Annotated in this window: 22 protein-coding genes; 11 read left to right on the top strand and 11 right to left on the bottom strand. The window is 54.2% G+C overall.

Translation table 11 applies throughout. The features are described 5' to 3' along the window. Positions 1-21 precede the first annotated feature (21 nt). Together ACFQ14_RS07530 and ACFQ14_RS07525 are read right to left on the bottom strand one after the other, a co-directional pair. On the bottom strand, positions 22-900 hold the full coding sequence (locus ACFQ14_RS07530) for a 50S ribosomal protein L11 methyltransferase (RefSeq protein WP_377212114.1): 879 nt from the start codon (positions 898-900) through the stop codon (positions 22-24). Beyond that, on the bottom strand, positions 897-2,732 hold the full coding sequence (locus ACFQ14_RS07525; protein WP_377212113.1) for a cation:proton antiporter: 1,836 nt from the start codon (positions 2,730-2,732) through the stop codon (positions 897-899). The genes ACFQ14_RS07530 and ACFQ14_RS07525 overlap by 4 nt, the downstream gene beginning before the upstream one ends. Positions 2,733-2,885: 153 nt before the next feature. Between ACFQ14_RS07525 and ACFQ14_RS07520 the strand changes: the two genes are divergently transcribed. The 6 genes from ACFQ14_RS07520 to ACFQ14_RS07495 all read left to right on the top strand — a co-directional run bounded on the left by ACFQ14_RS07520 (position 2,886) and on the right by ACFQ14_RS07495 (position 8,782). Further along, positions 2,886-5,066, top strand: coding sequence for a malate synthase G (locus tag ACFQ14_RS07520; protein WP_377212112.1), 2,181 nt, complete (start codon positions 2,886-2,888; stop codon positions 5,064-5,066). 49 nt (positions 5,067-5,115) lie between these two features. Beyond that, the gene (locus ACFQ14_RS07515) at positions 5,116-6,141 is read left to right on the top strand and encodes an ABC transporter substrate-binding protein (protein WP_377212111.1); all 1,026 of its coding nucleotides are present in this window, start codon (positions 5,116-5,118) and stop codon (positions 6,139-6,141) included. A 48-nt stretch (positions 6,142-6,189) separates the two neighbouring features. Then, positions 6,190-6,957 carry an ABC transporter ATP-binding protein gene (locus ACFQ14_RS07510; RefSeq protein WP_377212110.1) on the top strand — a complete coding sequence of 256 codons (768 nt, stop codon included), beginning with the start codon at positions 6,190-6,192 and terminating at the stop codon, positions 6,955-6,957. Next, positions 6,950-7,759, top strand: a complete 810-nt coding sequence (locus tag ACFQ14_RS07505; RefSeq protein ID WP_377212109.1) for an ABC transporter permease — start codon at positions 6,950-6,952, stop codon at positions 7,757-7,759. Before ACFQ14_RS07510 ends, ACFQ14_RS07505 begins: the two co-directional genes overlap by 8 nt. Before the next feature lie 94 nt (positions 7,760-7,853). After that, a complete protein-coding gene (locus ACFQ14_RS07500; protein ID WP_377212108.1) occupies positions 7,854-8,300 on the top strand; it encodes a universal stress protein in 447 nt (148 codons plus the stop codon). A 269-nt stretch (positions 8,301-8,569) separates the two neighbouring features. Continuing rightward, positions 8,570-8,782 carry a cold-shock protein gene (locus tag ACFQ14_RS07495; RefSeq protein WP_377212107.1) on the top strand — a complete coding sequence of 71 codons (213 nt, stop codon included), beginning with the start codon at positions 8,570-8,572 and terminating at the stop codon, positions 8,780-8,782. A 144-nt stretch (positions 8,783-8,926) separates the two neighbouring features. Here the strand turns inward: ACFQ14_RS07495 and ACFQ14_RS07490 are convergent, their stop codons facing one another. Further along, complete coding sequence (locus tag ACFQ14_RS07490; RefSeq protein WP_377212106.1) at positions 8,927-10,318, bottom strand: nucleotide sugar dehydrogenase; 1,392 nt, start codon at positions 10,316-10,318, stop codon at positions 8,927-8,929. Positions 10,319-10,637: 319 nt separating this feature from the next. On the opposite strand from ACFQ14_RS07490, the gene ACFQ14_RS07485 reads away from it, so the two are divergent. The 4 genes from ACFQ14_RS07485 to ACFQ14_RS07470 all read left to right on the top strand — a co-directional run bounded on the left by ACFQ14_RS07485 (position 10,638) and on the right by ACFQ14_RS07470 (position 15,295). Continuing rightward, complete coding sequence (locus ACFQ14_RS07485) at positions 10,638-11,921, top strand: glycosyltransferase (protein WP_377212105.1); 1,284 nt, start codon at positions 10,638-10,640, stop codon at positions 11,919-11,921. Next, positions 11,918-13,648, top strand: coding sequence for a hypothetical protein (locus tag ACFQ14_RS07480; RefSeq protein ID WP_377212104.1), 1,731 nt, complete (start codon positions 11,918-11,920; stop codon positions 13,646-13,648). Before ACFQ14_RS07485 ends, ACFQ14_RS07480 begins: the two co-directional genes overlap by 4 nt. 36 nt (positions 13,649-13,684) lie before the next feature. Further along, positions 13,685-14,947, top strand: a complete 1,263-nt coding sequence (locus ACFQ14_RS07475; protein WP_377212103.1) for a hypothetical protein — start codon at positions 13,685-13,687, stop codon at positions 14,945-14,947. 78 nt (positions 14,948-15,025) lie between these two features. Continuing rightward, on the top strand, positions 15,026-15,295 hold the full coding sequence (locus ACFQ14_RS07470; protein WP_377212102.1) for a DUF1150 family protein: 270 nt from the start codon (positions 15,026-15,028) through the stop codon (positions 15,293-15,295). A gap of 9 nt (positions 15,296-15,304) precedes the next feature. On the opposite strand, the gene ptsN is transcribed toward ACFQ14_RS07470, so the two are convergent. The 8 genes from ptsN to ACFQ14_RS07430 all read right to left on the bottom strand — a co-directional run bounded on the left by ptsN (position 15,305) and on the right by ACFQ14_RS07430 (position 21,935). Then, the gene (gene ptsN / locus ACFQ14_RS07465; RefSeq protein WP_377212101.1) at positions 15,305-15,778 is read right to left on the bottom strand and encodes a PTS IIA-like nitrogen regulatory protein PtsN; all 474 of its coding nucleotides are present in this window, start codon (positions 15,776-15,778) and stop codon (positions 15,305-15,307) included. A gap of 35 nt (positions 15,779-15,813) precedes the next feature. Then, complete coding sequence (gene hpf, locus ACFQ14_RS07460; RefSeq protein WP_377212100.1) at positions 15,814-16,389, bottom strand: ribosome hibernation-promoting factor, HPF/YfiA family; 576 nt, start codon at positions 16,387-16,389, stop codon at positions 15,814-15,816. Positions 16,390-16,502: 113 nt separating this feature from the next. After that, complete coding sequence (gene rpoN / locus ACFQ14_RS07455) at positions 16,503-18,044, bottom strand: RNA polymerase factor sigma-54 (protein WP_377212099.1); 1,542 nt, start codon at positions 18,042-18,044, stop codon at positions 16,503-16,505. A gap of 95 nt (positions 18,045-18,139) precedes the next feature. Beyond that, complete coding sequence (gene lptB, locus ACFQ14_RS07450) at positions 18,140-18,856, bottom strand: LPS export ABC transporter ATP-binding protein (RefSeq protein ID WP_377212313.1); 717 nt, start codon at positions 18,854-18,856, stop codon at positions 18,140-18,142. A gap of 166 nt (positions 18,857-19,022) precedes the next feature. Next, entirely contained in the window at positions 19,023-19,619 is a 597-nt protein-coding gene (locus ACFQ14_RS07445; protein ID WP_377212098.1) for an LptA/OstA family protein, read from the bottom strand. After that, positions 19,616-20,305 carry an LPS export ABC transporter periplasmic protein LptC gene (lptC, locus tag ACFQ14_RS07440; protein ID WP_377212097.1) on the bottom strand — a complete coding sequence of 230 codons (690 nt, stop codon included), beginning with the start codon at positions 20,303-20,305 and terminating at the stop codon, positions 19,616-19,618. Before lptC ends, ACFQ14_RS07445 begins: the two co-directional genes overlap by 4 nt. Before the next feature lie 115 nt (positions 20,306-20,420). Beyond that, positions 20,421-21,035, bottom strand: a complete 615-nt coding sequence (locus tag ACFQ14_RS07435) for a ribonuclease D (protein WP_377212096.1) — start codon at positions 21,033-21,035, stop codon at positions 20,421-20,423. 96 nt (positions 21,036-21,131) lie between these two features. Further along, positions 21,132-21,935, bottom strand: a complete 804-nt coding sequence (locus ACFQ14_RS07430; RefSeq protein WP_377212095.1) for a LytTR family DNA-binding domain-containing protein — start codon at positions 21,933-21,935, stop codon at positions 21,132-21,134. A gap of 252 nt (positions 21,936-22,187) precedes the next feature. Between ACFQ14_RS07430 and ACFQ14_RS07425 the strand changes: the two genes are divergently transcribed. Then, positions 22,188-24,755, top strand: a complete 2,568-nt coding sequence (locus ACFQ14_RS07425) for a calcium-binding protein (protein ID WP_377212094.1) — start codon at positions 22,188-22,190, stop codon at positions 24,753-24,755. The last annotated feature ends 134 nt before the right edge of the window (positions 24,756-24,889 follow it).

Raw genomic sequence — 24,889 nt, 5'->3', positions numbered from 1 at the left:
AACGAGCCGCCTTTTTGCGTTTCAGGGACGGTTCATCAACAGGGTTAGCCAACCATCGCGTATATGGGCGCGTTCAAGCACCAGCCCTTGGCGGCGATAGGCGCTGACTATCCGTGCCTTCTGGTGGGGCAGCAAACCCGACAGAATGACATCGCCGCCGGGTGATAGGTGTTGCGCGAGCGGGTGGGCCAGCGCCTCCAGAGGACGGGCGAGAATGTTGGCAAAGATCAGATCTGCTGATCCGAAATGAGCGAAGGCGGGGTGATTGAAACCTGTCGCGGTCTGGGTGACGATTTGAGCGCCTGTGCCATTTTTGCGAGCGTTTTCTCTGGCAACTTTGACCGATACGGCATCAATATCGGTTGCAAGAACGGGCAGGCGCGTTGCTTTGGCAAGCGCGATGGCGAGCACGCCGGAGCCTGTGCCAACGTCCATTGCCTTGGTCGGGCGGCGGCGGCGCAGAATGCGCTCCAGCATATCCAGGCAGCCAGCGGTGGTGCCGTGATGGCCAGTGCCGAAGGCCAAGCCAGCGTCAATCTCAACGGCCACTGGCTTGTTGAGCGCGGCGGCCCTGTCGTGCGAGCCGTGAACGAAAAAGCGACCGGCGCTGACGGGCGACAGATCGCGCAGTGTATGGCTTACCCAGTCAATGTCATCGAGTTTTTCTTCTAGAATTTCGGCGCTAAAGGCATCGCCACCCAGTTTGTCTTGAATGAAGCTGCGGGTAGTGGGCACGGCGTTGCCATCAATGTAGACAGACCAGCACCAATTGCCCGGATTGTCTTTGTCTTCAAACAATGCGGTAGACAGTGCTTCTTCTTCAAAAATTGGATCAAGGATGGAAGCAATGTGGTGCGCCTCAGGCTTGCGGACGCTGAGGTAAAGGCGGGATTGGCTCATGGAAGGGGCTTGTCTTTTGACTTGGGCATTTGAGTGGTTTTTTCAGGTGTTGGCGGGCTGAAAGCAAGAATGGTGTCGCCCAAGCCAGGGTCATTGCGGTTTGACTGCTGAGCGAACGTAATCGACCCATCGGGCTTTACCCAAAGCACGAGCGCCATGTCAGACGGGCGGCTGTCGCGGAACGTGTTGTAGTCGAACTCTTCGGTCAGCGTTGTTGCGGTGAATGACCATCCGCGCCAGCAGTCTTGCAGCAATTCGCTGTAGTCCTTCGCAGGGTCCAGCAGGCGGCGTCCACCGACGGTGAAGTTGAGGCTCTGGCGCTCGCCCTTATCTTCCTTTTTGCCGATCTGGTAGACATGGCTGCGTCCAATTTCAGGGCCAAATTCGCTGCACACAAGCGCGTTGTAAGCATCGTTATCTGAGGCCGCGATCAGATGCGAAAAGCGTGACCACTGGATGGAATGGTGAGCGCTTTCGGAGAGGATTTCGCCGTAATGCACCGGAATATCAGCCAGCTGAATGTCGCGCACCCGGTTGCGGTTTCTGTCTGCGACCAGAACCGGCACTCCGATCTCTTTCAGCTTTGCAGCCATCGCCTGTGTCCAGATTGAGCCGCCGACAATCAGGATGCCTGGCCGGTTCGCCGCCTTAAGGTTCAGCCAGCGCGATAGGGGAGCGAGCGAGAAGCCGTGAAGCAGAATTGTGCTTGCGACGACAACGAATGCCAACGCTGTCATCTGTCCGCCGTCTTCAACGCCCAGCGCAGTCAGTGAACTGCCGAACAGGCCGGATACAGCAACGGCGACGATGCCGCGCGGCGCTATCCATGCGACGAGTGCGCGTTCTTGCCAGTCGAGTCCAACGCCTATTGTCGCGATGAGAATGGCGATGGGCCGCACCACGAAAAGCACCAGCACAACAAAAAGCACAGCACGCCAACCGAGGTCATAGAGCGCCGTTACGTCAAACGATGCCGTAAGCATGATAAACAGGCCGGAGACGAGAAGTATGGTGGCTGTTTCTTTAAAGCGCTTCATTTCGGCGAGGCTTGCCAGCCGGGTATTGGCTAACGTGACGCCCATGACCGTGACTGTTAGCAGGCCGGATTCCTTTAAAATTGCATCAGAGGCGGCGAACATGAACAGCACGGCTGCGAACAGGATGGGCGCTTTGAGATATTCAGGCACCAAGCCGCGCAGGAAGGCGCTGGCGATGATGCGCCCAACGGCCCAACCGCCTGCAAGCGCAAAAGTCGCAGCTATTGCGAATGTCACAAGCAGAGCGCCAACGGAATGGCTGGCAGCTTGGAAGACTAGAAACACTTCAAACGCAATCACTGCATACAGTGCGCCAATAGGATCGTTGACGATGGCTTCCCATCGCAAAAGGGATGCTGGTCGGTGTTTCAACTGCGCTTGACGCAGCAGCGGCATGATAACGGTTGGGCCGGTGATGACCAGGATCGCCCCAAGCACCGCGGCGGTTGGCCATGTCAGCCCGGCTGCATAGTGCGCTGCCAGCGTCGAGAACAGCCAAACGAGAGGCCCGCCAATAATGACAATTCGGCGCACGGCTTTTGAGGTTTCGCGTATTTCAGCAAAATTCAGCGTCAGCCCACCCTCAAACAAGATGATTGCGACGGCAAAAGCGATGATCGGCTTATAGAGGCTGCCGAAGTCGGTCGCTGGATCGATGTATCCTGTGAGCGGCCCCATAAGGAAGCCAGCAGCAAGCAGTAGTGCGATTGCGGGGATTTGAAAGCGCCAAGCGGCCCACTGCGCGGCCATGCCTGCAATGCCGATGGCCGAAAGTTGGATGAGAATGGTGTCCATGGAATTGCCTATCGTTTCGCACACAGCGCTGCAAGATCAACCATAACGTCGCAGGCGAAGTTGGGTTGCTTTTGAGCTGGACGCCTTGACGGAAAAGTGGCCAGCGCGTAGCTCAAACGCTGAATTTTCAAGCCTTTTTTAGAGAGAGCACACATGACAGACCGGATCAGCGCCGGGGGCATGAATGTCGCCCGCGAATTATATGATTTCATCAACAATGACGTGATGCCTGGAACTGGCGTGAACGAAGCGCACTTCTGGGATGCGTTTGGCGTGATGGTAAAAGATCTGGCACCGAAGAACCGCGCTCTTCTCGCCAAGCGTGGCGAGATACAGGCCAAGGTCGATGCCTGGCACCGCGAAAACAAGGACAAGCCGTCCGATATGGAGGCCTATAAGGCGTTTCTGAAAGAGATCGGATATTTGGTGGAAGAGGGACCAGCCTTTAGCGTGGAGACGTCGAATGTTGACTCCGAGATTGCTGATATTGCTGGGCCGCAGCTTGTTGTACCGGTGCTGAACGCCCGCTTTGCGCTCAACGCGGCGAACGCCCGTTGGGGTTCGCTCTATGACGCGCTCTACGGAACGGATGCGATTTCTGAAGAGGGCGGTGCGGCCAAGGGGCCGGGGTATAACAAGGTGCGCGGCGACAAGGTCGTCGCTTGGGCGCGTGATTTTCTCGATTCAGCCGTGCCGTTGGCCGCTGGTTCTTGGAAAGATGCGACGGGTTTTTCAATCGATGACGGCAAGCTGACCGTCTCTGTGACCGACGGCTCTACAACGGGATTGAAAGACCCTGCTGTACTGGTCGGCTATAACGGTACGGAAGTTGGGCTCGACAACATTCTGATGCGCCACAACGGCATGTACATTGATGTGGTCATCAACCGTCAGCATCCTGTTGGCTCTACCGATCAAGCCGGCATTGCTGATGTGGTTCTGGAATCGGCGCTGACGTCGATTATGGACAACGAAGATTCCATCGCTGCGGTCGATGCCGAAGACAAGGTCGCCGCCTATCGTAATTGGCTTGGGCTTATGAAGGGCGATCTGGAGGAGAGCTTTGAAAAGGGCGGAACCGTCATGACGCGCCGTCTCAATGCGCCGCGCGAATACGTTGGTGTTGATGGCGAGCCGATGGAGCTAAAGGCGCAGGTTTTGATGCTGACGCGCAATGTCGGGCATCTGATGACCAATCCGGCGATCATTGATGCTGATGGCCATGAAATTCCAGAAGGCATTATGGATGCGGTCGTAACCTCGCTGATTTCGACGCACGACACTGGCAACAAATTCATCGCTGGCCGTCGTGTGAATTCGACGGAAGGGTCCATGTATGTCGTGAAGCCCAAAATGCACGGGCCGGAAGAAGTGGCTTTTGCCAATGAAATCTTTGGCCGTGCGGAAGACATTTCCGGCATGGAACGCAACACCATGAAAATGGGCATTATGGATGAGGAACGCCGCACGACGGTGAACCTGAAAGAGTGCATCCGGGCCGCCAAAGAACGCGTCGTGTTCATCAATACAGGTTTCCTTGACCGAACGGGCGATGAAATTCACACATCGATGGAAGCGGGGCCGATGATCCGCAAGGGCGACATGAAGCAATCGGCCTGGATTGCGGCTTACGAGGACTGGAACGTCGATATCGGCCTTGAGTGCGGCCTTCAGGGGCGGGCGCAGATCGGCAAGGGCATGTGGGCCATGCCGGACATGATGGCCGCGATGCTGGAGCAGAAAATCGGCCATCCAATGAGCGGCGCAAACACCGCTTGGGTGCCATCGCCAACGGCTGCGACTTTGCACGCAACGCATTATCATCAGGTGCTGGTGCAGGACATTCAAGAAGAGAAGAAGAAGCGCGAGCGGGCGAGCCTAGACGATATTTTGTCCATCCCGGTGGCCGAGCGTCCGAACTGGACGGCGGAAGATATCCAGCACGAGCTCGACAACAATGCGCAAGGCATTTTGGGCTATGTCGTGCGCTGGATCGACCAGGGTGTTGGCTGTTCCAAAGTGCCGGACATCAACGATATCGGCCTGATGGAAGACCGTGCAACGCTGCGCATTTCCAGCCAGCACATGGCAAATTGGTTGCACCACGGCATTGTTGACGAAGCGCAAATTGTTGCCACGATGAAGAAAATGGCGAAAGTGGTGGACGGCCAGAACGCAGGCGACCCGCTCTATGAGCCGATGGACGGCAACTGGGAAACGTCTGTTGCGTTCAAGGCAGCACTCGATTTGGTGCTGAAAGGTAAGGAGCAGCCAAGTGGCTATACAGAGCCGCTGTTGCACCAGTATCGTTTGGAAAAAAAGGCCGCGGCATAAGTCGCTTGCTATAGTCACCAAAAATAAATTCACTCTGGGAGGAAAAACCATGACCAAGTTCACACGCCGGATGGCGCTCAAAGCGACTGCACTAGCGGCAGGAGCGTTCGCTTCTGCGCTGACGATCAACGTTTCTTACGCGGAAATGACGAAAATCAATGTGGGCGCACTGCGATTCACCAGCCATGCGGCGAGTTTCGTCGCGATGGAGCGCGGCTACTTCAAGGAAGAAGGTCTGGACGTTGAGTTCAAGTTCTTCCAAGCCGCTCAGCCTATGGCCGTGGCCGTCGCTTCCGGCGATGTGGATTACGCAGTAACAGCGATTTCCGGCGGTCTAATTTCGCTAGCGGAAAAAGGTGCGGCTAAAGTGATCGGCGGCGCGCTGATGGAAGAGGCTGGCATCGACGGCCAGAAAATTCTGGTGTCCGACGCGGCTTTCAAGGCGGGTATCACCGATCCGTCGAAGCTGGATGGCAAGGCTTGGGCGGTGACGCAGGCTGGCTCGTCATTCCACTATATGGGCGCGAAGATTGCCGAAAAGGAAGGCATTAAGCTTTCCTATAAGCCGCTGCAAAAGGTTGGCGCTGTGATTGGCGCTTTGAAAACCGGGCAGGTTGATGCGTGGTCCATCGTTCCGCACATTGCCAAGCCGCTTTCCGGTGGTGGCTCAGTTCACATGATCGGTAACGTCGCCGATTATGTTCCAAACTATCAGGTAACGGTCGTCTTCACGTCGGCTGACAACGCCGCCAACAAACGCGACACGACGGTCGCTTTTTTGCGTGCCTTCTCGAAGGGCGCTGCGGACTTCAACGCGGCGTTGGTTGACAAAACTGCTGGTGAGGCAGCGGGCGAAGAGATGGTCAAACTGATCCACAAATATGTCTACACTGATCGCCCGTATGAAAAGGCGGCACCAAGCATCCGCAACGGCGCGATGCGCATCAGCGCGAATGCTGCTTTGAATGCGGCTTCGGTGAATGATCAATTGGATTGGTTCAAGAGCGAGAAATTGGTCAAAGACACCATCACTTTCGACACCTTGGTCGACGCTTCGTACGTCGAACAGAAATAGGCTAGAGACGCGGGGCGCCTGGCCGCCCCGCCGTCTTGCGATCGGATTATGGACCTGCGGCTCGATAACATCCGCCATGCCTATGGCGACATCGACGTTTTGCGTGGGATTGATCTCGAAATCCCGTCTGGCAACATCGTATGCATCGTCGGACCTTCCGGCTGTGGGAAATCGACTCTGCTGCGGTTGATCGGTGGGCTGGAGCAGCCGACGGGCGGGACGGTCTGGCAGTTGGGGGAAGCGCCCGATGGGTGCCTCAATCCGCTTACCTATATTTTTCAGGATTTCGCTCTTCTGCCATGGCGCAGCGTGGAGCAAAACGTCTCGTTGGTGCTGGAGGACCACGCCCTGACGGGCGAACAAAGAGCTGCCATTATTTCAGACGTGTTGTCACGCACAAATCTCTCCGATTTTGCCAATGCGCTGCCTAAGCAACTCTCCGGTGGGATGAAACAACGGGTCGCGATTGCACGCGCTCTGGCAGTGCGGCCTGCGGTCATGCTGATGGACGAGCCATTGTCAGCGCTTGATAGCCAGACGCGCGAATTGCTTATGGACGATCTTGTGGGGTTGTGGACGCGGGAAGCGTTCACGGCTGTCTACGTGACCCACAATTTGGCGGAGGCAGTGCGGTTGGGCCATTCTATTGTCGTTCTTTCCCGCAGGCCGGGTGAAATTCGCGAAATCATGGAAATCGATATGCCGTTGGCTGAACGTCCGCAGCGCATGGATGACCTTGCGCAGCGCCAACAGCATCTGTGGAACCTCATGCGCGATGAAGCTCTCGCGGCAGACAAGGAACTGCTGGATGCCTGAGCGCTTGGCACCGGAAGCTGCCAAGCCGGTCGCCTTTCGCGGCGGCGGCTTTGCGCCCACCTCGCGGCGCGTGGTCGGACTTATCGTTTTTATCTGCTTGATCGGGTTTGTCGAACTAGGCACGCGTACAGGCTTCATTTCGTCGCTGACCTTGCCGAAGCCTTCGGACGTGTTGGCGACATTCGTAGAGCTTTGGCAGACAGGGCTTTTGTGGAAGCACCTCATTCCATCGTTGACCCGATTGGTGGTCGGTGCTGCGCTGGGCGTAGCGGTGGGCATGGGCGTTGGCATCTTGATCGGCCTGTTTTCGATGATCCGCGCTGGTTTGGTGCCCGTGGTAGCAGCTATTTTTCCGATACCTAAAATTGCGCTTCTGCCATTGTTTGTGATCTGGTTTGGCATTGACGAAGGTTCGAAATATGCGCTGATCGCTTTCGGCACATTCACGCCAACCGTCGTGGCGACTTACGGAGCGGTGGACAATGTGGACCGCAACCTCATTCGCATGGGGCAGAGTTTTTCGCTTTCCTGGTGGTCGATTGTCTCTAAAATCGTTATTCCCGGCGCGATGCCCGGCATTTTGTCAGGTCTGCGGGTGTCGCTTGCCATCGCGATTATCTTGCTGGTAGCGGCGGAAATGCTGGGAGCGGAATATGGGGTAGGGGCGTATATTCTTGAGGCTGGGTCTCTCTACGATCTGGAACGACTGTTCGTGGGGGTGACTATTTTGTCAGTGCTCGGCGTGATCATCAGTGCTTTGATTACGATGATTGAAAAGCGTTTGCTGCGCTGGAGGGTTTAAGGCTGGATGAGCCGCGCACGAAAACATGACATGGATCAAAGAAAAGCCTTGAAAGCAGGCGCATAGTCGATCCGCTCATAAGGAGGGCCATGCCATGTACAAACATATTTTGCTTCCTACCGACGGTTCCAAATTTGCCGAAGAAGGCGTTCGCCAAGGCTGCCAATTGGCCAAAGAACTGGGCGCAAAAGTCACCGTTGTTACCGTGACGGAATCGCTGGTCTCCGTAAACGGCGGGGAGTTGGCGATGGCTTTCCCCGTCGAGACCTATGACAAGGCCACGCGCGACCAAGCGAGTGTCACGTTGGAGAATGCTGCAAAGATAGCCTCGGAGGTTGGCGTAGATGCCACCACGCTTCATGTCGAGAAAGAGCGCCCCGTCAACGGCATTTTGAAAGCGGCTGAATCGACTGGCGCAGATCTCATTGTGATGTCGTCACACGGTCGTCATGGTATTTCACGGATGCTTTTGGGCAGCCAAGCGACCGCTGTGGTGAGCCACAGCGAGATTCCAGTCTTGGTTTTCAAGCCGAAAGACTGATCAAAGGAGACAGGAAGCCACTGGGTTTAAGGCGTTTTTGCTTTGATGGGATCGCGGTGCGTAACGTGCATGGTGAGCGAATTCGTACAACTGTCATGCGATTGTCATTGCAATTCCACGATTTGCCCCTATGTTCCCAATACGTTGGACTTGTCGGTGCAGCCCAAAGAATTCGGTGCGCCGTGTGTTTTTGATCTCCCCTGACAATGATGACGTTTCCTCACCGTCGGCATGATGCCGGCGGGATACTACTATGTCAGGATACGACTATGACGACCGGTACCGTGAAATTCTTCAACGCAGACAAAGGCTACGGCTTTATTGCACCCGATGACGGCAGCAAAGATGCATTCGTGCACATTTCCGCTGTTCAGCGCTCGGGTATGGATACGTTGACTGAAGGCCAAAAACTGAACTTCGATTTGATCGAAGATCAGCGCAGCGGCAAGCTCGCTGCAGATAACCTTTCGGCAGCTGACTAATTCTGCAGATCGGCTCAGGCGTTAAGCAAGGGCCGTCATCTGTTTACTGCAGGTGAAGAGTTTCCCGTACCTTAAGGTACGGTAATAAGCATGATAAGGGGCGCAACCGATACGGTTGTGCCCCTTTTTGGTTTTGCGCCTGTTTTATGGACGCCAGTAGTTAAAGTGGTCGTGGACTTCTTCGCAATCGTATTGTCCGCGCATGTCGATCAGCGGTGCGCCTCGTGGAACCAGTGTTTCCAGAGTGTTGCGGTCTAGTTGTTCGCGAAAAACCTTGTGGCCCAACGTTACAACAATTGCGTGATAAGCGCCGCCGTCGAAAGGATCATCGACAATCCGCGTGCCGCGGCCCCCCTCAAAGTGGTCGTCCTCAGCAATTGGGTCGAAATTGTAGACTTCCGCTCCCTGAGCCCAAAGGTAGTCCATCATTTTGAAGGTTTTTGAGTTGCGTGTATCAGGACAGTCTTCTTTGAATGTACGTCCTAGAACGAGAATGCGCTTGCCGACGATAGATTGGCCTGCCTCTTCGAACATGGTCTCCAGCTTTTCCGCAAGGAAATAGGGGGTTTGTTCGTTTACCGCGCGACCGGCGGCGACGAGTTCCATTGGCAAGCCATGACGACGGCCTGCGTCTACCAAATAATAGGGGTCAACGGCGATACAGTGACCGCCCACCATGCCGGGGCGATAATGGTGGAAGTTCCATTTGGAGCTTGCGGCTGCAATCACGTCTGATGCACGGATGCCCATTTTGTCGTAAAGCGCCATCAATTCGTTCATCAGCGCGATGTTGACGTCACGCTGGGTATTTTCCAGAATCTTTGCTGCTTCTGCGACTTTGATGCTGGCGGCAGGGGTGAGGCTTGCATTGATGACCCGTGAATAGAGTTTTACAAGGTAATCAGTGACGTAAGGCGTTGAACCTGCAACGATTTTCTTGATATCGGCTAGTCTGCGTGTTGGATCGCCCGGATTGATTCGTTCAGGTGAATAACCGACGTAAAAATCGACGCCTTCTTTCATATTTGACACGGATTCCAGCACAGGAAGGCATTTGTTTTCTGTTGTGCCGGGATCGACGGTTGATTCGTAGACTACCAATGCGCCGCGCTTCATATGTTGGCCGATGGTTTTGGACGCTGCCAGAAGAGGGCGGTAATCAGGGCGGTTCCGGCTGTTTACAGGCGTTGGAACGCACACAATTATCGCGTCCGCGGTTGCCAATGCCTCAGCGTCAATGGTGAATTCGACGTCTGCTTCCGCCAGTTCTGTGCCAACAACTTCGCCAGTGGCGTCGTAGCCGTTTTTCAGCTCTTCAATTTTGTCCGCGCTGATGTCGAAGCCGATTGCCCGGTTGTTTTGCGAAAACCCGCATACGAGTGGCAGGCCGACATAGCCCAAACCGATAACTGCAACGCGTGCTGTGGCGGCATCTGGAAGATCAACCGGCTGCTCGGAAACTTCAGACAACGTAAGGCGTTTGGACGGCGCTTCCGTCTCGGCCGCGTTGCTGACGCTTTGTAAATTGTAGATCATTGCCCGTGTTAGCCCCTGCTAAAAATCTTTGGGCAAATTGCGGCAGAGGACGTCACCAAAGTGTAATGGGGGGTGGCTCAATTGTGCTTATGGTGAACAGAATGTTGAGGAGGATGCGCGCGTTATCTATCTGTTTACACTAACAAAAATATGTCGGCACTTTTGACCCTCAAACCACCATCGCTCCCTGCCGCGTTAACTCTATCAGCAGCTTCCTCGCCTTTAAGTATATGCGAGCGGGGGCAGACTGAGCGTTACCAGTTGCCTTGAAAGTTTAATCAAATTCGCAGTTCGCCAAGGCGCATTGTGGGGGCACTCGATGATCGCAATATCAACAGTTGAATGGCTGTTTGGCTTGCTCGTCCTGATCGTGTTTACGAACAGGTACGTGCTTGGGTCATTGCTGCGTGTTCTCGATAGGCGTCCGCAAGAAGGTTACAATGTAGATCCACCGCATTGGCCGACGGTCGCGATTGTCGTTCCTGTGTTTTGCGAAGGACCGAGCGTTCTGCAAACGGCTGCCAGCTTTGCCGCGCTGGACTATCCCCGCGACAAGCTAAAAATCGTATTCGTGGACGACTGCTCCACCGACGATACTCTTGAACATCTCCAAGAGGCTTGCCGCCGCTATCCGTGGATGGAGTTGATTCAGAACCCACACAATATGGGTAAGCGTTTGGGTATCAAAAACGCAGTGCTTGATCTCGATACCGACCTTGTCATGTCGGTCGATTCCGATGTGATTGTGGATTCTAACGTTGTCAGCGAACTCGTGCGTCACATGTACACGACGGGCGCGGACGCTGTCGGCGGCTGCGTGTTTGTATCGAATGCCAAGGAGACCTGGCTTACACGAATGCAGGCCGTGAAATACTGGGTCGGCTATCACTATCTGAAGAACGTCGAAAACGCATTCAGCCATGTCATGTGTCTATCGGGCTGTCTCACGCTGTATAAGCGCGAGGCGATGCTGGCGGTGGACAAGGATGTTGAGTCGCGCACCTTCCTTGGGGATGAAGTGAAATACGGCGAGGATCGGTTCCTCACGCGCAAGATCGTTGAACGGGGCTATCGCACTCGTCTTTGCTTTACCGCGCGTTGCTTTACCAAAGCGCCAACGAACATGCCGGCTTATCTGAACCAGCAATTACGTTGGCGCCGGTCGAACATGATCGATCTGATTACAGCGATTCCGCATCTGCACAAATTTAATCTGCTGGTGCTGATCCACTACATCTCTATGGGCACGCTGTTGTTCTTCTATCCCATCTTCCTGCTGTCGAAGACGATGGAACTGCAATTCGTCATGCCCATGCTGTTTCATGCTTTGGTCGTCACAATTTTTGCCGTTGCTTATGAACTGACAAAACACCGTCTGCCGGAATTCGCGCAGACATCGGGTATTTGGTTCATCGTGATGGCTGCGGTTTTCCCGGTCGTCTATTTGACCATGACGCCGCTTGGCCTGTTTACCCTTGGCACAACGTCTTGGGAGACGCGGGGCGGCAAGAAGTCTGATAATTCGGGCATCTCGACTGAAGATAGCATTAATATTGCTGATCTTGGCGGCACGCCCGCCCGTGCAAGGAAGGTGTCGGCATGACCGCTGAAGACCTTTCTGCTGTAGAGCGCCGCGAGGCCGAAAAGGCTATAAATGTGCTGTTCGTTGGCATGGAAATTACCATTGCCAAGGGCAGTTTTAAGCGCAAGGAAGAGACGATCCGTTTCGATCATGCGGCGTTGGCCAAAGACGCGATCGACATGCTGGTGGCGCGTGATGTTGAGCATCCGTTCGATTGTGTGATCATCGACATGCGCGGCGAAGATGCGGCCAATCCGTTGAATGTGGTTGCTATCGCTGCCCTTCGTGCCGCTCGCCGTTGCGTGGTTTTGAGCAAACAGGATGACGCGGAAATCTACGGCAGTCTGATGGGCGTGCACGATGTTCTGTGCGAGCCAATCAAGCCGAAGGCGATAATTGCAACGGTGCTTGCTTCGCGGTCCGATGTGCGCATCGAGTCAGAAAACATGGTTTCGCTGGACGAAAAGCGCACTTTGGAACCAGAGGCCGACCAAGAAGCCGGCGCATCTGCGCAGGGCCGTCCCGATGTTCCGGTTGAGCCGGAAGTGCCCGCTGTCGAAGTTGCAACCGCAAAGTCTGCTCAACCAACTGAAACAAAATCAATGGTCACAAAAGGCTTTGAAGCATCGATCTCCAAGATTGCCGAAGCTGACCAAGGACTGTGGCGCCGTTTCGTGCCAGTGGCGAACTTCGCGTACAAGAAATTGGCGGTTGTCATTCTGACGGCGCTTTTCCTGACGTTTTTGACCTATGGCGCGATGATTGTCTTCTTCATGGGGTCGTCCAGTTGGTCGCTGCCGTTTGAACTGTCACGTGGCCATGCGCTGGTCGACAAAACGGAGCGCGATCTTTCCTCCATGCGTCTGCGTGCCAACCAGGTGCGTCAAGATTTGAAAAGCGCCTCGGTTGAGCTTTCTGCTGCGCAGCGTGACAAGAGAGATGGGCAATTGCAGCTGGACCTGATGCGTCGCACCATCGACGAAGAGATCCTTTTGCAGAATTATCAACAGCTCGAGATCACCAAAAATATTGCACGCTTGAAGCGGGTGATTGCGGATTTCAACAAGCTGAACGGGCAGGGCACGTTCGCCAAAAACCTTGAAGGCGCCTACGCCAAGCGGTTGATCACACGCAAAGCGCTGAACAGCAGTACGCTTGCAGTCCTTGAGACATTGCACCGTATCGCAACCGTGGAAAACGAAATCGCCCAGCGGCAGCTGGAACTGAACAAGGTCAACCGCCGTCTGGAATTCCTGCTGTCGCTTCGTCAGGAAATTGATAAGCCGGAAATCACTGTCATCACGTCTGCGGGCTCCGACATGGCCCATTTGGCGCGTGATGTGATCCTTGCGAAAACGCAAATCTTCAACGCTGGAAAACAAGAGGGTTCCGCCAAGCTGCGCGTTGCACAACTTGAAAATTCGCTCGGCGTGATCACAGCAAACCTCACATCTTTGGAGAAAACACCTGCGGCTCGTGCGCTGGATGCACCTGTCATGGTTCTGTTCGTGCCCTACACGAATACCGATCAGGTGCTGGAAGGCGAGAAGCTGGTCGGTTGCCGGTTCACGCTCATTGTGTGCTCGGCCGTTGGCACGATTGGCGGGCCTATCAGTGGCGAGACAACCGCTGTCCATCCGCTGTTTGGCAAGCCGTTGCGCGGCAAATTCATGGAAGCAAATTTTTACGACCCGCGTTCGGTTACGCAGGAAATCGTCCACGCAAAGCGGGCGCCGATGTTCTTTTAAGGGTGTAGCCCTTCAGTGTGAGTTTTTGAGTTGAGTATGTTGAGTAAAACAGATTTTGAACGGCGCAATTGGCGCTTGGGGAGCGGGCTGTCCCTGCTGCTGGGCGTAGCTGCACTAGCTGGCTGCAACGATCATTCGATGGCCCCGCTTATGTCTGTTTCCGAAACGACTGGCTCCATCCCTGCGAAGAAGCAATCGCGCCGCAATGAGCGCAAGGCGCAATCCCGTTCAACTGCGCTAAAGGCTGCGTTTAAGCCCAACGGTGAATATTTCCGCACAGCCTCTGAAATTCGGGCAGAGCCCTCCGCTCGCTGCCGCCGCGTGCTCGCCCAGGCTGGCATTACGTCCACGTCTCTGCGTTCGCCTTCGCTCTCTGCAAAGGTTTCCGATGAGGCGGATTTCGATGTTGGAATGAGTTACGACATACTAGACTTGAAGCGAGCCAACCTTACTGAAGAGTTGGCTTTTGCTCGTTGCGAACGTCAGGAAATTGCGGCTAAGCTCATTCAATTGACCACAACATCCACGCAGTCCCTGTCGCGCAGCGGCTATTTGGCTCGTGCCAACGTTCTGCGGTCAAAACGCAAGAAACTGCTGCGCATTAATGGCGAGATTTCGCGTGCTTTGCGTGAAGGCTTTATCACTATCGGTGGGGCTACTGTCCTGCGCCAATATATCGAGCAGGTGAGGGCGCGTGAGGCGCAATCCCGGGGCGAAGCCGGGCGTCGTCAGGCTGTCGAGATATTTCAGGATACAGACTTTCGTGCGCTTGACCGCCGTTTGATGCGCATTGAACGCACGGTTCATGATATTGAAGCGCGACGACGCACAGTGGATGCGCTGAAGGTTCAGGCGAGTGCAAATTACGGCACTGATATTGGCAACAGTTTCGGTGCCGGCAACCGAGGCAACGACTTATCCGCGACGCTGGAAGTTTCTGTGCGTCTCGGCGCACTGTATGGTCGTCGTTTTGAGCTTGAAGAGATTTCGCGTGAGGCAGGGCAAAGCCTACACAATGAGATCGGTAGCGGGGTTTTGTGGCGTTCGACGATTATCCGTGATTCCATTTCCACCGTACTGGTGTCGCTGCGCAAGCAACGCGCTGACGTTGTCCGCGCAATGACCCAAGCCCAGCGCAATGCACGCATTGCTACCGATGAGCAGTTCGCCGAGGATCTCGTCGGGGCTCGTCTTCGTGCGGAGGTTGATCTTGTGTCGCTGTCGGCAGAGCTGGCTGCGCTTGACGCAACTATTCGTGATACGCGCTCCGTTGTTGCGAAGCTGAATTTCAAGAAATAGGGATAGCGCTTTTGTTCTCTTGAACAGCTCGCCTTTCATGCCCACCTTGTTGGTGCGGCATAAGTTAGGAGCGTTGCTATGACTGATAAAAAGAACGACAAGCGGATTCGGCCTTTTGGCTCGGCGATCGAGTTCTCGTCGTTTGGCAAAAGCACGCTTGCCTATATCCGCCGTGTAAACACGGATGATCTACCCATTGAAGTTACCCTGGAAGAAAACCTGCCAGCCGATACGAATATGTGGGCGCTTTTTGGAGCGGACGGTAAGCCATTGGCGCTTGCCGACGAGATGTCGATGATCCTTCAGGATGCTGAAGACCATGACCTCGTGGCAATGCAGAGACATTAAGTTGGCTGACTAGCCCGCCATTGCGTCATTCAAATTTTCGGTGGACATAACGATGCTGTAGAGCGCGTCTTCGTCTGTAGTCGCACGCAGTTGCGACAGCGTTGCCTGATTGCGCAGTAAGCGAGCGATGCGCGACAGAGCTTTCAAATGATCAGCCCCCGAACCTTCCGGTGCCAGCAGCATGAAAACAATGTCCACGGGCTGATCATCCATAGAATCGAAATCAATTGGCTGCTTCAAGCGGGCAAATACGCCATAAATCGCTTCCAAGCCCGGCAGCTTGCCGTGGGGGATGGCGACGCCATTTCCTACACCAGTCGATCCCAGCCGCTCTCGTTGCAGCAGAACGTCGAAAACAATGCGCTCATCGACGTTGGCGAGTGTAGCTGCGCGCTCAGCGACTTCCTGAAGCAATTGCTTCTTGGAATTCACGTTGACCAGCGACATCACGCCTTGCGGCGTCAAGATTTCATTCAAATCCATCAAAATGGGGCTCCCTATCGCCCTAAGTCTTCCAGTCAGCCTGCCGCTTCGCTTGAAGGGTCGACCCAACCGATATTGCCGTCAGACCGACGGTAGACCACGTTAACTTGGCCACTGGCTGCATTCTTGAACACGTTGACGGGTTCATCCATCAACTCAAGTTGCATCACAGCCATAGCCACTGTCTGCGTTCTTACCGAGGTAGATCCCTCCGCCACTACAGCTGGAGCGAAGTCTTCCGCCAATTCTTCATCTTCATTTGGGGTGGACATGACCGTGTAGGCCACTTCGGATTTTTCTGCACCCTGTCCACCAGCGTGGTGGTCTTTTAGCTTTCTTTTGTATCGACGCAACCTTTTTTCAATCCGCTCGGCGGCGCGGTCAAAGCTGACATGGGCATCCGCTTCGCGCGCGCTGGCTTGCAGAATGACACCGGAATCCAGATGCAGCATGCAATCTGCCATGAAAAAAGCTCCCTGCTTTTCCATTGTCACATGGCCTGAAAATCCATGACCAAAATATTTGTCCACCGCATCTTCTATACGCTCTTGTATGCGTCCTTTGAGAGCGTCTCCAATATCCATGTGCTTTCCGGAAATTCTAAGGCTCATGCGGCGGTTCTCCTGTTTGGTTGCCCCTTACAGCCAGAATCATAGACCTTCCGGTGCGCATTGAAAGTCTTGACAGAAGAAGTTTTCGCGAGCCGGTTTTTAGGCTCCTGTTTTCAGCCGACGCTCTCTTGCACACGTTTTTCACGGCGCCTTTGCACCGAAGAGGGAATGTGCATCGCGTCGCGGTATTTGGCGACCGTGCGGCGGGCAATTTCGATGCCGCTGGCTTTCAGCGCTTCAACGATCGCATCATCGCTCAGAACGGTTTTTGCTGATTCAGCATCAATCATACGGCGAATTTGGTCCCGAACAGCGGCAGATGAATGAGTTTCGCCGCCATCGCTGTCGCTCAACCCGGTGGTAAAAAAATATTTCAATTCAAACAGACCGCGGGGCGTCATCATGTATTTGTTTGAGGTCACACGGCTGACGGTCGATTCGTGCATTTCGATGGCTTCCGCCACCTCTTTCAGTGTCAGTGGCTTCAGGTGGGATACGCCATGCACCATGAAGCCGTCTTGATGACGCACAATCTCGCCAGCGACCTTCAAAATGGTCTTGGCCCTCTGGTCGAGGCTCTTGGTCAGCCAACTCGCGGTCTGCAGACAGTCGGCGACAAAGCCTCTTTCGTCGCTGCCGCCCAATTTGCTGGAAACGGCGGTCACATAGGTTTCGTTGACCAACACACGGGGCAGGGTCTCGCTGTTTAACTCGATCTGCCACGAACCATCGTGGCTGGCGCGCACGAACACATCAGCAGAGATGTGTTGCATGGGCGTGGCTTCAAACGCTGTGCCGGGCTTGGGGTCGCACGCTCGAATTTCCTCTACGCAGTCGCGCAGATCGCTCATGTCGAGGCCACTCAGTTTTGCGAGTGTAGCGAAATCGCGTTTAGCGAGCAGGTTGAGATTGTCGAGCACGGTTTGCATGGCTGGGTCGAGCCGGTTCTTCTCGCGCAATTGCAAAGCCAAGCACTCTGCCAGATTGCGTGCGCCGACGCCTGCTGGCTCGAAGCTCTGGAGCAGGGAAAGTGCGGATTGCGCTTGGTCTTCTGAGCAAGAGAGGCGCTGAACAACTTCGTCCAAGGTACAATCCAGATAACCGGCATCGTCAAGATTTTCGATCAAGTCTTTGACGATGAACAGGCATGTGGTGTCCGCTTGAGCCATTGATGCCTGTTCCAGCAAGTGCTGGTTGAGCGTTTTCGTATCAGCGGAAAAATCAGACACGCTGCGGTCGTGAGCATCGCCGTTGGACGACATGGCGAGGCCGGATGGGCTGAGCCGCAGGTCATCAGTTGCCGGTTTTTGACGCTCGGCCCGTGTGTAGTCCTGCTCATCAGGAAAGACGTTTTCGATGCGGGTTCCGAGATTTTCTTCGAGAGCCGCCGCACTGATTTCCAAATCGTTTTGGGCAGTCAGATCGCGGATTTTCTCGTCTGGTTTGGCGTCGGTTACCCCGTCATTTCGAGCATCTTGCGCTTCGCCATCGGGGCGGGAATCGCGTTCCAGGAAGGGATTGCGCTCAAGTTCATCCTCAATGAATGACGACAGTTCGACATTCGACATGGCCAGCAATTTGATTGACTGGCTGAGCTGCGGCGTCATCACCAGAGACTGGCTTTGCCGCTGAACGAGCTTTTGTGCGAGCCCCATCTCTTCTTCCCGGTTTCACGCGATAAATTCCGGCTCCCCGCGTTTTGGTAAAGCGTGGGGCAACGTTAAGCAAGAAGCATACCAAATGGGAAAAGCTAAAGTGTAAACTGGTCGCCGAGATAGAGCCTACGAACGTCAGGATTGTTAACAATGTCTTGAGGGCGGCCGTGCGTGAGCACTTGCCCGGTGGCGATGATGTAAGCTCGGTCTATCAGGCCAAGGGTTTCACGGACATTGTGATCGGTAATCAGCACGCCAATTCCACGGCGGGTGAGGTGGCGAACGAGTTCCTGAATGTCGCCAACGGCAATAGGGTCGACGCCTGCAAAAGGCTCGTCAAGCAGCATGAAGGCCGGTTGTGTCGCAAGCGCACGGGCAATTTCAAGCCGTCGCCGCTCACCGCCTGAAAGAGCGATTGAAGGGGATTTGCGAAGATGCGAAATCTTGAACTCTTCCAGCAATTCATCGAGCTTACGGGCGCGTTCTTTGCGGTTGGGTTCCACAACCTCCAGCACAGCCATGATGTTTTGCTCGACAGAAAGCCCTCGGAAGATTGACGCTTCTTGCGGAAGATAGCCAATACCGAGGCGTGCGCGGCGATACATGGGCATGGCGGTTACGTCGTGGCCATCAAGAAATATCGAGCCTTCGTCGGGCTTTACCAATCCTGTTATCATGTAAAAGCAGGTGGTTTTGCCCGCGCCATTGGGACCCAAAAGTCCAACCGATTCTCCGCGCCGCACGCCGAGGCTGACGCCGTTGACGACGGTGCGCTTCTTGTAGGTTTTCATCAGGCCGTGGGCGAGCAGCACCCCGTCGCGTGAACGGGGCGTTGTTTTCGGCTGCTCCTCCCCGTGAGGGCCGCCTGCTTGTTTAACGGCCGGAAGATTGTCCGGTTCGCGTTTGCCGCGTGTTAGAAGGCTAATAATCTTCAAAACGGAAATATATCCTGTTGCGGCAATTGGGGCAGGGTTCGTGCTAGTTGCACGGCTTCGCCGCTTGTCTAACGGCATTGGGATTGATCATTGTAACCACCCGTTTGCCGCAAGAATGCAATTTGGCGACATTGGTTTTCAAATTAGCGGTCAGCTTGCAACCTTTCGCGGCGTTGCGCCCTTGCGAAACGATGACATCGCCTTCAAGCACAACGTCTTCTGTGACTGTGTTGAAAGAGCCGCTTTTAGCGGTCGCAGTGTTTTCGCCAGATGAGACGAAGACGTTGCCGGAGAACGCCAGTTTTTCGATGTTGCCTTGCGAGTTTCCGTCGCCACCGCTGCTGTTGCGCGCGTAAAAGGCGGTCAACTTATCCGCTTTGAGTGTGGAACAGCCCTGTGTGACTTGAACGCGACCGGAATAGGTTGCGCGGTTTTCACTGTCGACAATTTCCAGTTCGTCCGCGCCGATCTGGATTGGATCTTTACTGCTCCCTGAAAAGCCGCTGAACGCCTTGCCCGATGCTTGAGCGAAGGCAGTGTCAGCGGGCACATTGACCACGAGTGTTGCCAACGCAACTGTTGCAATCATCGCAAGTTTTGACGGAGCAAAATTCGTTCGCGGGGAAGTAGTAAAAGTCATTTCTTGGCTTTGTCCGTCTGTCTTGGATTGATCGTCGTCATAACGCGGTTTTTGAAGACAACGCGCTTGCCGTTGTCTTCCACACTAATGGAATCAGCGCTGATTTTCATGTCTTTCGATACCACAGTCACCGCATCATCGCTTTTCATAGTGCCGCTCTTGATGTCGATGTTGGCGCTTTTCAGTGTGATATCCATGCCGTGCGCACCATTGATAAAAATGTTTTCGCGCAAAGTGATGGTTTCGGATGTTGCGTTGTATGTGCCGAAATCAGCGATGACACGCGCTTTGGTATTCGCATCAATCGGCAGCAGCGCATTAATCTGTTCCAGATCGACCACGGATGAGTCCGTCAAGTCCTGGATCGCGCGGTCGGCTTTGATATCGAAAGGACGGTTTTGTTTGTCAAAACCGCTGAGCACGGGTGCGTTCATCACCAGTTTCCCGCCCTCTATGCCAGCGGAATCCACGGCGATATCTGGCAGGTTTGCCAGAGAAAAGGTGGCATTGGACAGGAATAGAACGCCCCATGCCACCGCCAAAGCAGGCAGCGCTTTGCGCAAAATAGAAACTATGCGCGAGTGGCGTTTGGCGTGAGAGAAATCCGCATCGGAGCGCTTGTTGGCTTGCCGGGGCTGCGATTGAACCGCAGGAGCGGCAGCGGGGTTTGGCAATTGTGTTGTCATATCGAAAACTGCCCCCGTTACCTTACTGCCCACGGCGCCCGATGCTGCGCGGTATTTGCTCTGGCGCAGCAATGCGGTGTTTTTGGGGCCGTCCCCCTTTGCGTCCGCTTGCGCCTCAAGAATGAGCGAAAATATCAGTTTCGTCCCAACCGATTAGATCGAGCTTGCAGCGCATGGGTAGAAAATCAAAACAGGCTTCTGCAACTTCCATGCGCTCTTCGCGTGACAGCCGCTCGATCAAGACTTCGCGCAGACGGTGGAGATAGAGCACATCGGATGCTGCGTAAGTGAGTTGAGCATCGGATAACGTCTCTGCGGCCCAATCTGAGGATTGCTGCTGCTTCGATAGGTCGACCGCCAACAACTCGCGGCACAGGTCTTTCAAACCGTGGCGATCTGTATAGGTGCGGGTGAGCCGTGAAGCGATTTTGGTGCAGAAATTGTTGACGCTCATTGCGCCGAAAGCGTTGTAGAGTACGGCTATGTCAAAGCGGCCAAAATGATAGATCTTGGTGACGCTCGTGTCGTTCAACAGCTTTTCAATATTGGGCGCACTGGTCTGGCCCTTTTCGATCTGCACCACATCAGCGGTGCCATCGCCCGGCGAAAGCTGGACAACGCACAGCCTGTCGCGTGCGATTTGCAGACCCAGAGTTTCGGTGTCTATGGCAACGCTTGCACCGTAGCGCGTGAGATCGGGCAAATCGCCCTTGTGGACAGTAATGGTCAAACAAATCACCCAAAGTGGATCAACAATGCCCTTACATGCCAAACGGGCGGCGAAATGCAAGGAGACGCTTGTTTGCGGCCGTGCATCAACCCTCGCTTAAACCTTGGCTGGCGGTTTCATTTCTGGTCCTAAAGTTTCAATCGCAACTTTTCGGAACGTCTCGCTGACCGGCAGTGAGCGGTCATCTTTCAGAAGAACGAAAGTGCGACCTTTGCTTCGGTATAGGCGAATGACGGCATCGAGAGAGACCCAGTGGGAGCGGTGGATTTGAATTCCGGCGAAGCCCTTCAATTCGTCCATCGCTTGCGAGAAACGCATCAGCAGCATGTGTCTCCCCTGCGTTGTGTACGTCTCGACGTAGTGGTCCTGCATCGAAAGCGATAGCAGGTTGTCACGCTCGTTGACTGGAAGGCGGCTCAGAAAAGGATTGTTTTGTGGTGGGGATGCATGAAGACTGTTTGCGTCGGCGTCGATGAAGGCTTCTGCGGTCTGCGGTTCAGGTTGTAGCAAGACCTTGAACCAAAGCGTGCCGATGACCGATCCGATGATAAACGTGTGGAACACAAAACGGGGATAGTCTGCCAGAGGTGTTTGATTGTCTCGAAACGCAACCTCAAGGCCGGCAATCACGAGACCAGCGGGAAATGCCGCCAATGCAGCCCCGGCCAAAATACGCGCGGCCCAATGGTGTTCTTGCAACCAGGTTCCATTGTGCGCAAAACCGATCATTCTGCGGAAAATGACGCCACACAGAGACAGCGCCAATCCCCAATAGAACAGCTTTTGGAACGGTCCGAGATAGTAGGTGCCGAAAGGTCCGAGACGGGCAAACACAAGCGTGAGCACGGACACCATCAAAACATGATGACCGACTGAGTTTGTGGTTAGTAATCGCCACATTGGATCAAACCGTTCTTCGCTTTGTTGTGCTTTTAAGTCGGCGTTGAGAACCAACCCTGTGAATTCACGAATAAATCGAAGTGTTCACGAATTATATGAGACGCTAACTGACAAGGGCAATAGCGTGGACGTTGAGGGGCGTGAGCAGAGCTGAATGGCGGCTGCACACGCATGGGTGTTTCAACAACTATCCTGCGCACCGTAAGTCGGACTGTTCTGCCTGTTCACCAATATGAACTGGAGGAAATCCCTATGTCCATTACACCAGAAACTTGGCGTCAAAGCTTTCGAGTGAACAATGGCGACGTTGGTCCTGACGGCGATGACCAGACACACTTGAAGTCGGTTGTGCTCGACAACGGCAACATCCTGATGGTCTGGAAAAGCAACAGCGCCGATACCACTGATGGCTTAAACAATGCTTTGCTGATTGGTGGATTGTTCGATTCCTTGGGCAATCAGATTGGCGCGCAGACCATCGTTGGAAAGTCCAAAGACCTTACAGCAGCAAACTTCGAACTTGTTGCTCTGAATGACGGTAAATTCGCGATCGCCACGAACTATGCAAACCAAATCGGATTTCCGCCCGTCCCGAACACTGAAAGCCGGTGGGATATTTTCGGAACCGATGAAGAAGGTATCGACCTGGTTGGAAACGGAGCTATCATCGATGCCGGAACTGGCGCTGCGAATGACTACGATCCAGCCATTTCCGCGAACGCTGATGGTTCATTCATAGTTGCTATCAACGATCAAGCGAGCACTGGTTTCTACGATACGAAGATTACTTTCGTTAGCGCCAATGGCACGCCATCGTCTAGTGTCAGCAGTCCTTTTCTATTCTACGATGAAATCGACAGTATGGCGCTGGCCCGACTGTCAAATGGCAATCATGTTCTAGCGGCTTCTGTATTTGATCCGTTTACCCTGGAGTTTGGGGTCTACTTCAATCTGATTGCCGCCAATGGGACGTTGATTGGAGGCAACATTCAGGTTGGTGGCACGACGGCCAATTCTAATGAGGATATCAGTGTATCCGTAGCTGCTTTGACAAATGGTGGTTTCGTCGTTGCGTGGAGAGAGGATGATGCCCTCGACAGGGATATCCGCTTCCAGCTTTTCGACAATGCAGGCTTTGCTGACGGTCCCGTTCAATTTGTGGGGAACACTGGAGGGAGTGACAACAATTATGAACCAGAAGTCGTTGCTCTTGCGGGCGGTGGGTTCGTAATCGCCTACACAAAAGGTGCGACTGACCAGATAGTCGGACAGCGGTTTGATGACGACGGACTGCCAGTGGGTAGCGACTTTGTCATTCTTCAGGATTTATTTAGATTTGGCTTTGTTGGCGAGCCTTCGATCGCGGCGCTTGATGATGGACGGTTTATCGCTGGAGGAACCTATGTCACCACCATTACGGCGAGCATCAACGCAAATGTGTTTGCAGCCATTTTTGACCCGCGCGATGACCCCAACGGGTCGCCGGCCTATACGACGGGCCAAGTGATCGGCACGATTTTCAATGACGAATTGGTGGTCGGTAATGGCGACAGGCAAGTCTACGGTTGGGACGGAGACGACACATTCTATTTCAGCAGTTCAGAGCAATTGGTCGCTGGAGCAGTCTTTGACGGTGGTGACGACAACGACACTTTGAGCAACTTCATGACAGTTGGTCCTGATGTGGCAGAATATGCATTCGGCTCTGTAGAATTGCGCTCTTTTGAGCGCGTTATGCTTGATCTGGACTTCTTTGAGAATTCTATGGAGTTCCATACAGCGCAAATCGGCAGCGGCTTGGCGTTTGATGCAGAAATTGATGGGCAACTTACCAGCTCGCTTACGAAGCTCATTTTCCAACTGGATGATCAGGCGGATGGCGATATTTCAACGCTGCAATTCGACGCCGATGGTGGCTATGAATTATCAGTTATTGGCAACGATCTTTCCAACGCGATCACGGGTGACGAGGTTCGGGCTGCCGATCTTATCGGCGGGCTTGGAAACGACCGTTACTATATTTCCAATTCTGGTGATGAGGTGATCGAAGATGCGGGTAGTGGCTATGATATCGTCTACACCGATGTCGCCTCCTATACGCTCACGTCGAATGTCGAACGGTTGATTTTCACCGATGCGGGAAACCATGTCGGAAAGGGCAATGAGCTTGATAACCGCCTCAACGGCAATTCAGGTATTGATCGCTTCATCATTGATGAAGGGGGAGCGGACATTTTCTCCGGCGGCAACGGTCGAGACAGTTTCGATGCCCGTTCAAGCGATGAGGGCATTCGCGTTTATCTCAACAACCAAGCTTTGAACGGTGGCGCGACGACTGGCGACCAATTTGCTTCTATAGAATTGCTGCTCGGTTCCAGCACTGCCGATGACATTATGCGTGCCGGCGATGGACGTGCTCGATTTGCCGGTTCCGGTGGAGACGACAGGCTGTTTGGCGGCAACAACATCGACTACCTCCAAGGCGATGCGGGCGAAGATGACCTTCGCGGTGGCAACGCCCGTGACACGCTTATAGGAGGCATCGGAGACGACGACCTTCGTGGCGGCAAAGACCGTGACCAATTCAGATTTGTCAGCGAAGACTTCGGTCAGGATACAATCCATGACTGGGAACAAGGACTTGATTATTTGCGCTTTTTTTCGGCAGTTGCTGACAGTTTTTCTGACTTCACAATCACCGGCAACGGCACATCTAGCGCCCGCGTGACGCTGAATTCGGACACATCCAACTTCATAGATATCGCGGGTGATGCTGGATCTGTGGTCTCGCTGGATGCAGGAGACTTCACATTCTACTGATCCGGTTATGAAAGACCTTGCAGTCATTATGAATAGCCCCGAGTTTCTTAGACACCCTCGGCGTTCATTTTCTGCTGTCGTTCGAAGTCGACGGGTGACAGCATCCCGTTTCTCGCATGTTTCCTTTTCGGGTT

Origin of the sequence: Pseudahrensia aquimaris, assembly GCF_042676045.1 — a bacterium.
GTDB classification, from domain to species: domain Bacteria; phylum Pseudomonadota; class Alphaproteobacteria; order Rhizobiales; family Rhizobiaceae; genus Pseudahrensia; species Pseudahrensia aquimaris.
This window is presented reverse-complemented; position numbering and strand designations above follow the sequence as displayed.

Bases quoted from the DNA above. Each gene is read 5' to 3' on its own strand.
- ACFQ14_RS07430 (WP_377212095.1), bottom strand. From the start codon at position 21,935: ATGTGGCGATTACTAACCACAAACTCAGTCGGTCATCATGTTTTGATG.
- ACFQ14_RS07525 (WP_377212113.1), bottom strand. From the start codon at position 2,732: ATGGACACCATTCTCATCCAACTTTCGGCCATCGGCATTGCAGGCATG.
- ACFQ14_RS07520 (WP_377212112.1), top strand. From the start codon at position 2,886: ATGACAGACCGGATCAGCGCCGGGGGCATGAATGTCGCCCGCGAATTA.
- ptsN (WP_377212101.1), bottom strand. From the start codon at position 15,778: ATGGATTTGAATGAAATCTTGACGCCGCAAGGCGTGATGTCGCTGGTC.
- ACFQ14_RS07445 (WP_377212098.1), bottom strand. From the start codon at position 19,619: ATGACTTTTACTACTTCCCCGCGAACGAATTTTGCTCCGTCAAAACTT.
- ACFQ14_RS07490 (WP_377212106.1), bottom strand. From the start codon at position 10,318: ATGATCTACAATTTACAAAGCGTCAGCAACGCGGCCGAGACGGAAGCG.
- ACFQ14_RS07510 (WP_377212110.1), top strand. From the start codon at position 6,190: ATGGACCTGCGGCTCGATAACATCCGCCATGCCTATGGCGACATCGAC.
- ACFQ14_RS07475 (WP_377212103.1), top strand. From the start codon at position 13,685: ATGTTGAGTAAAACAGATTTTGAACGGCGCAATTGGCGCTTGGGGAGC.
- ACFQ14_RS07500 (WP_377212108.1), top strand. From the start codon at position 7,854: ATGTACAAACATATTTTGCTTCCTACCGACGGTTCCAAATTTGCCGAA.
- ACFQ14_RS07530 (WP_377212114.1), bottom strand. From the start codon at position 900: ATGAGCCAATCCCGCCTTTACCTCAGCGTCCGCAAGCCTGAGGCGCAC.
- ACFQ14_RS07425 (WP_377212094.1), top strand. From the start codon at position 22,188: ATGTCCATTACACCAGAAACTTGGCGTCAAAGCTTTCGAGTGAACAAT.
- ACFQ14_RS07480 (WP_377212104.1), top strand. From the start codon at position 11,918: ATGACCGCTGAAGACCTTTCTGCTGTAGAGCGCCGCGAGGCCGAAAAG.
- ACFQ14_RS07505 (WP_377212109.1), top strand. From the start codon at position 6,950: ATGCCTGAGCGCTTGGCACCGGAAGCTGCCAAGCCGGTCGCCTTTCGC.
- lptC (WP_377212097.1), bottom strand. From the start codon at position 20,305: ATGACAACACAATTGCCAAACCCCGCTGCCGCTCCTGCGGTTCAATCG.
- ACFQ14_RS07470 (WP_377212102.1), top strand. From the start codon at position 15,026: ATGACTGATAAAAAGAACGACAAGCGGATTCGGCCTTTTGGCTCGGCG.
- hpf (WP_377212100.1), bottom strand. From the start codon at position 16,389: ATGAGCCTTAGAATTTCCGGAAAGCACATGGATATTGGAGACGCTCTC.
- ACFQ14_RS07515 (WP_377212111.1), top strand. From the start codon at position 5,116: ATGACCAAGTTCACACGCCGGATGGCGCTCAAAGCGACTGCACTAGCG.
- rpoN (WP_377212099.1), bottom strand. From the start codon at position 18,044: ATGGGGCTCGCACAAAAGCTCGTTCAGCGGCAAAGCCAGTCTCTGGTG.
- ACFQ14_RS07495 (WP_377212107.1), top strand. From the start codon at position 8,570: ATGACGACCGGTACCGTGAAATTCTTCAACGCAGACAAAGGCTACGGC.
- ACFQ14_RS07485 (WP_377212105.1), top strand. From the start codon at position 10,638: ATGATCGCAATATCAACAGTTGAATGGCTGTTTGGCTTGCTCGTCCTG.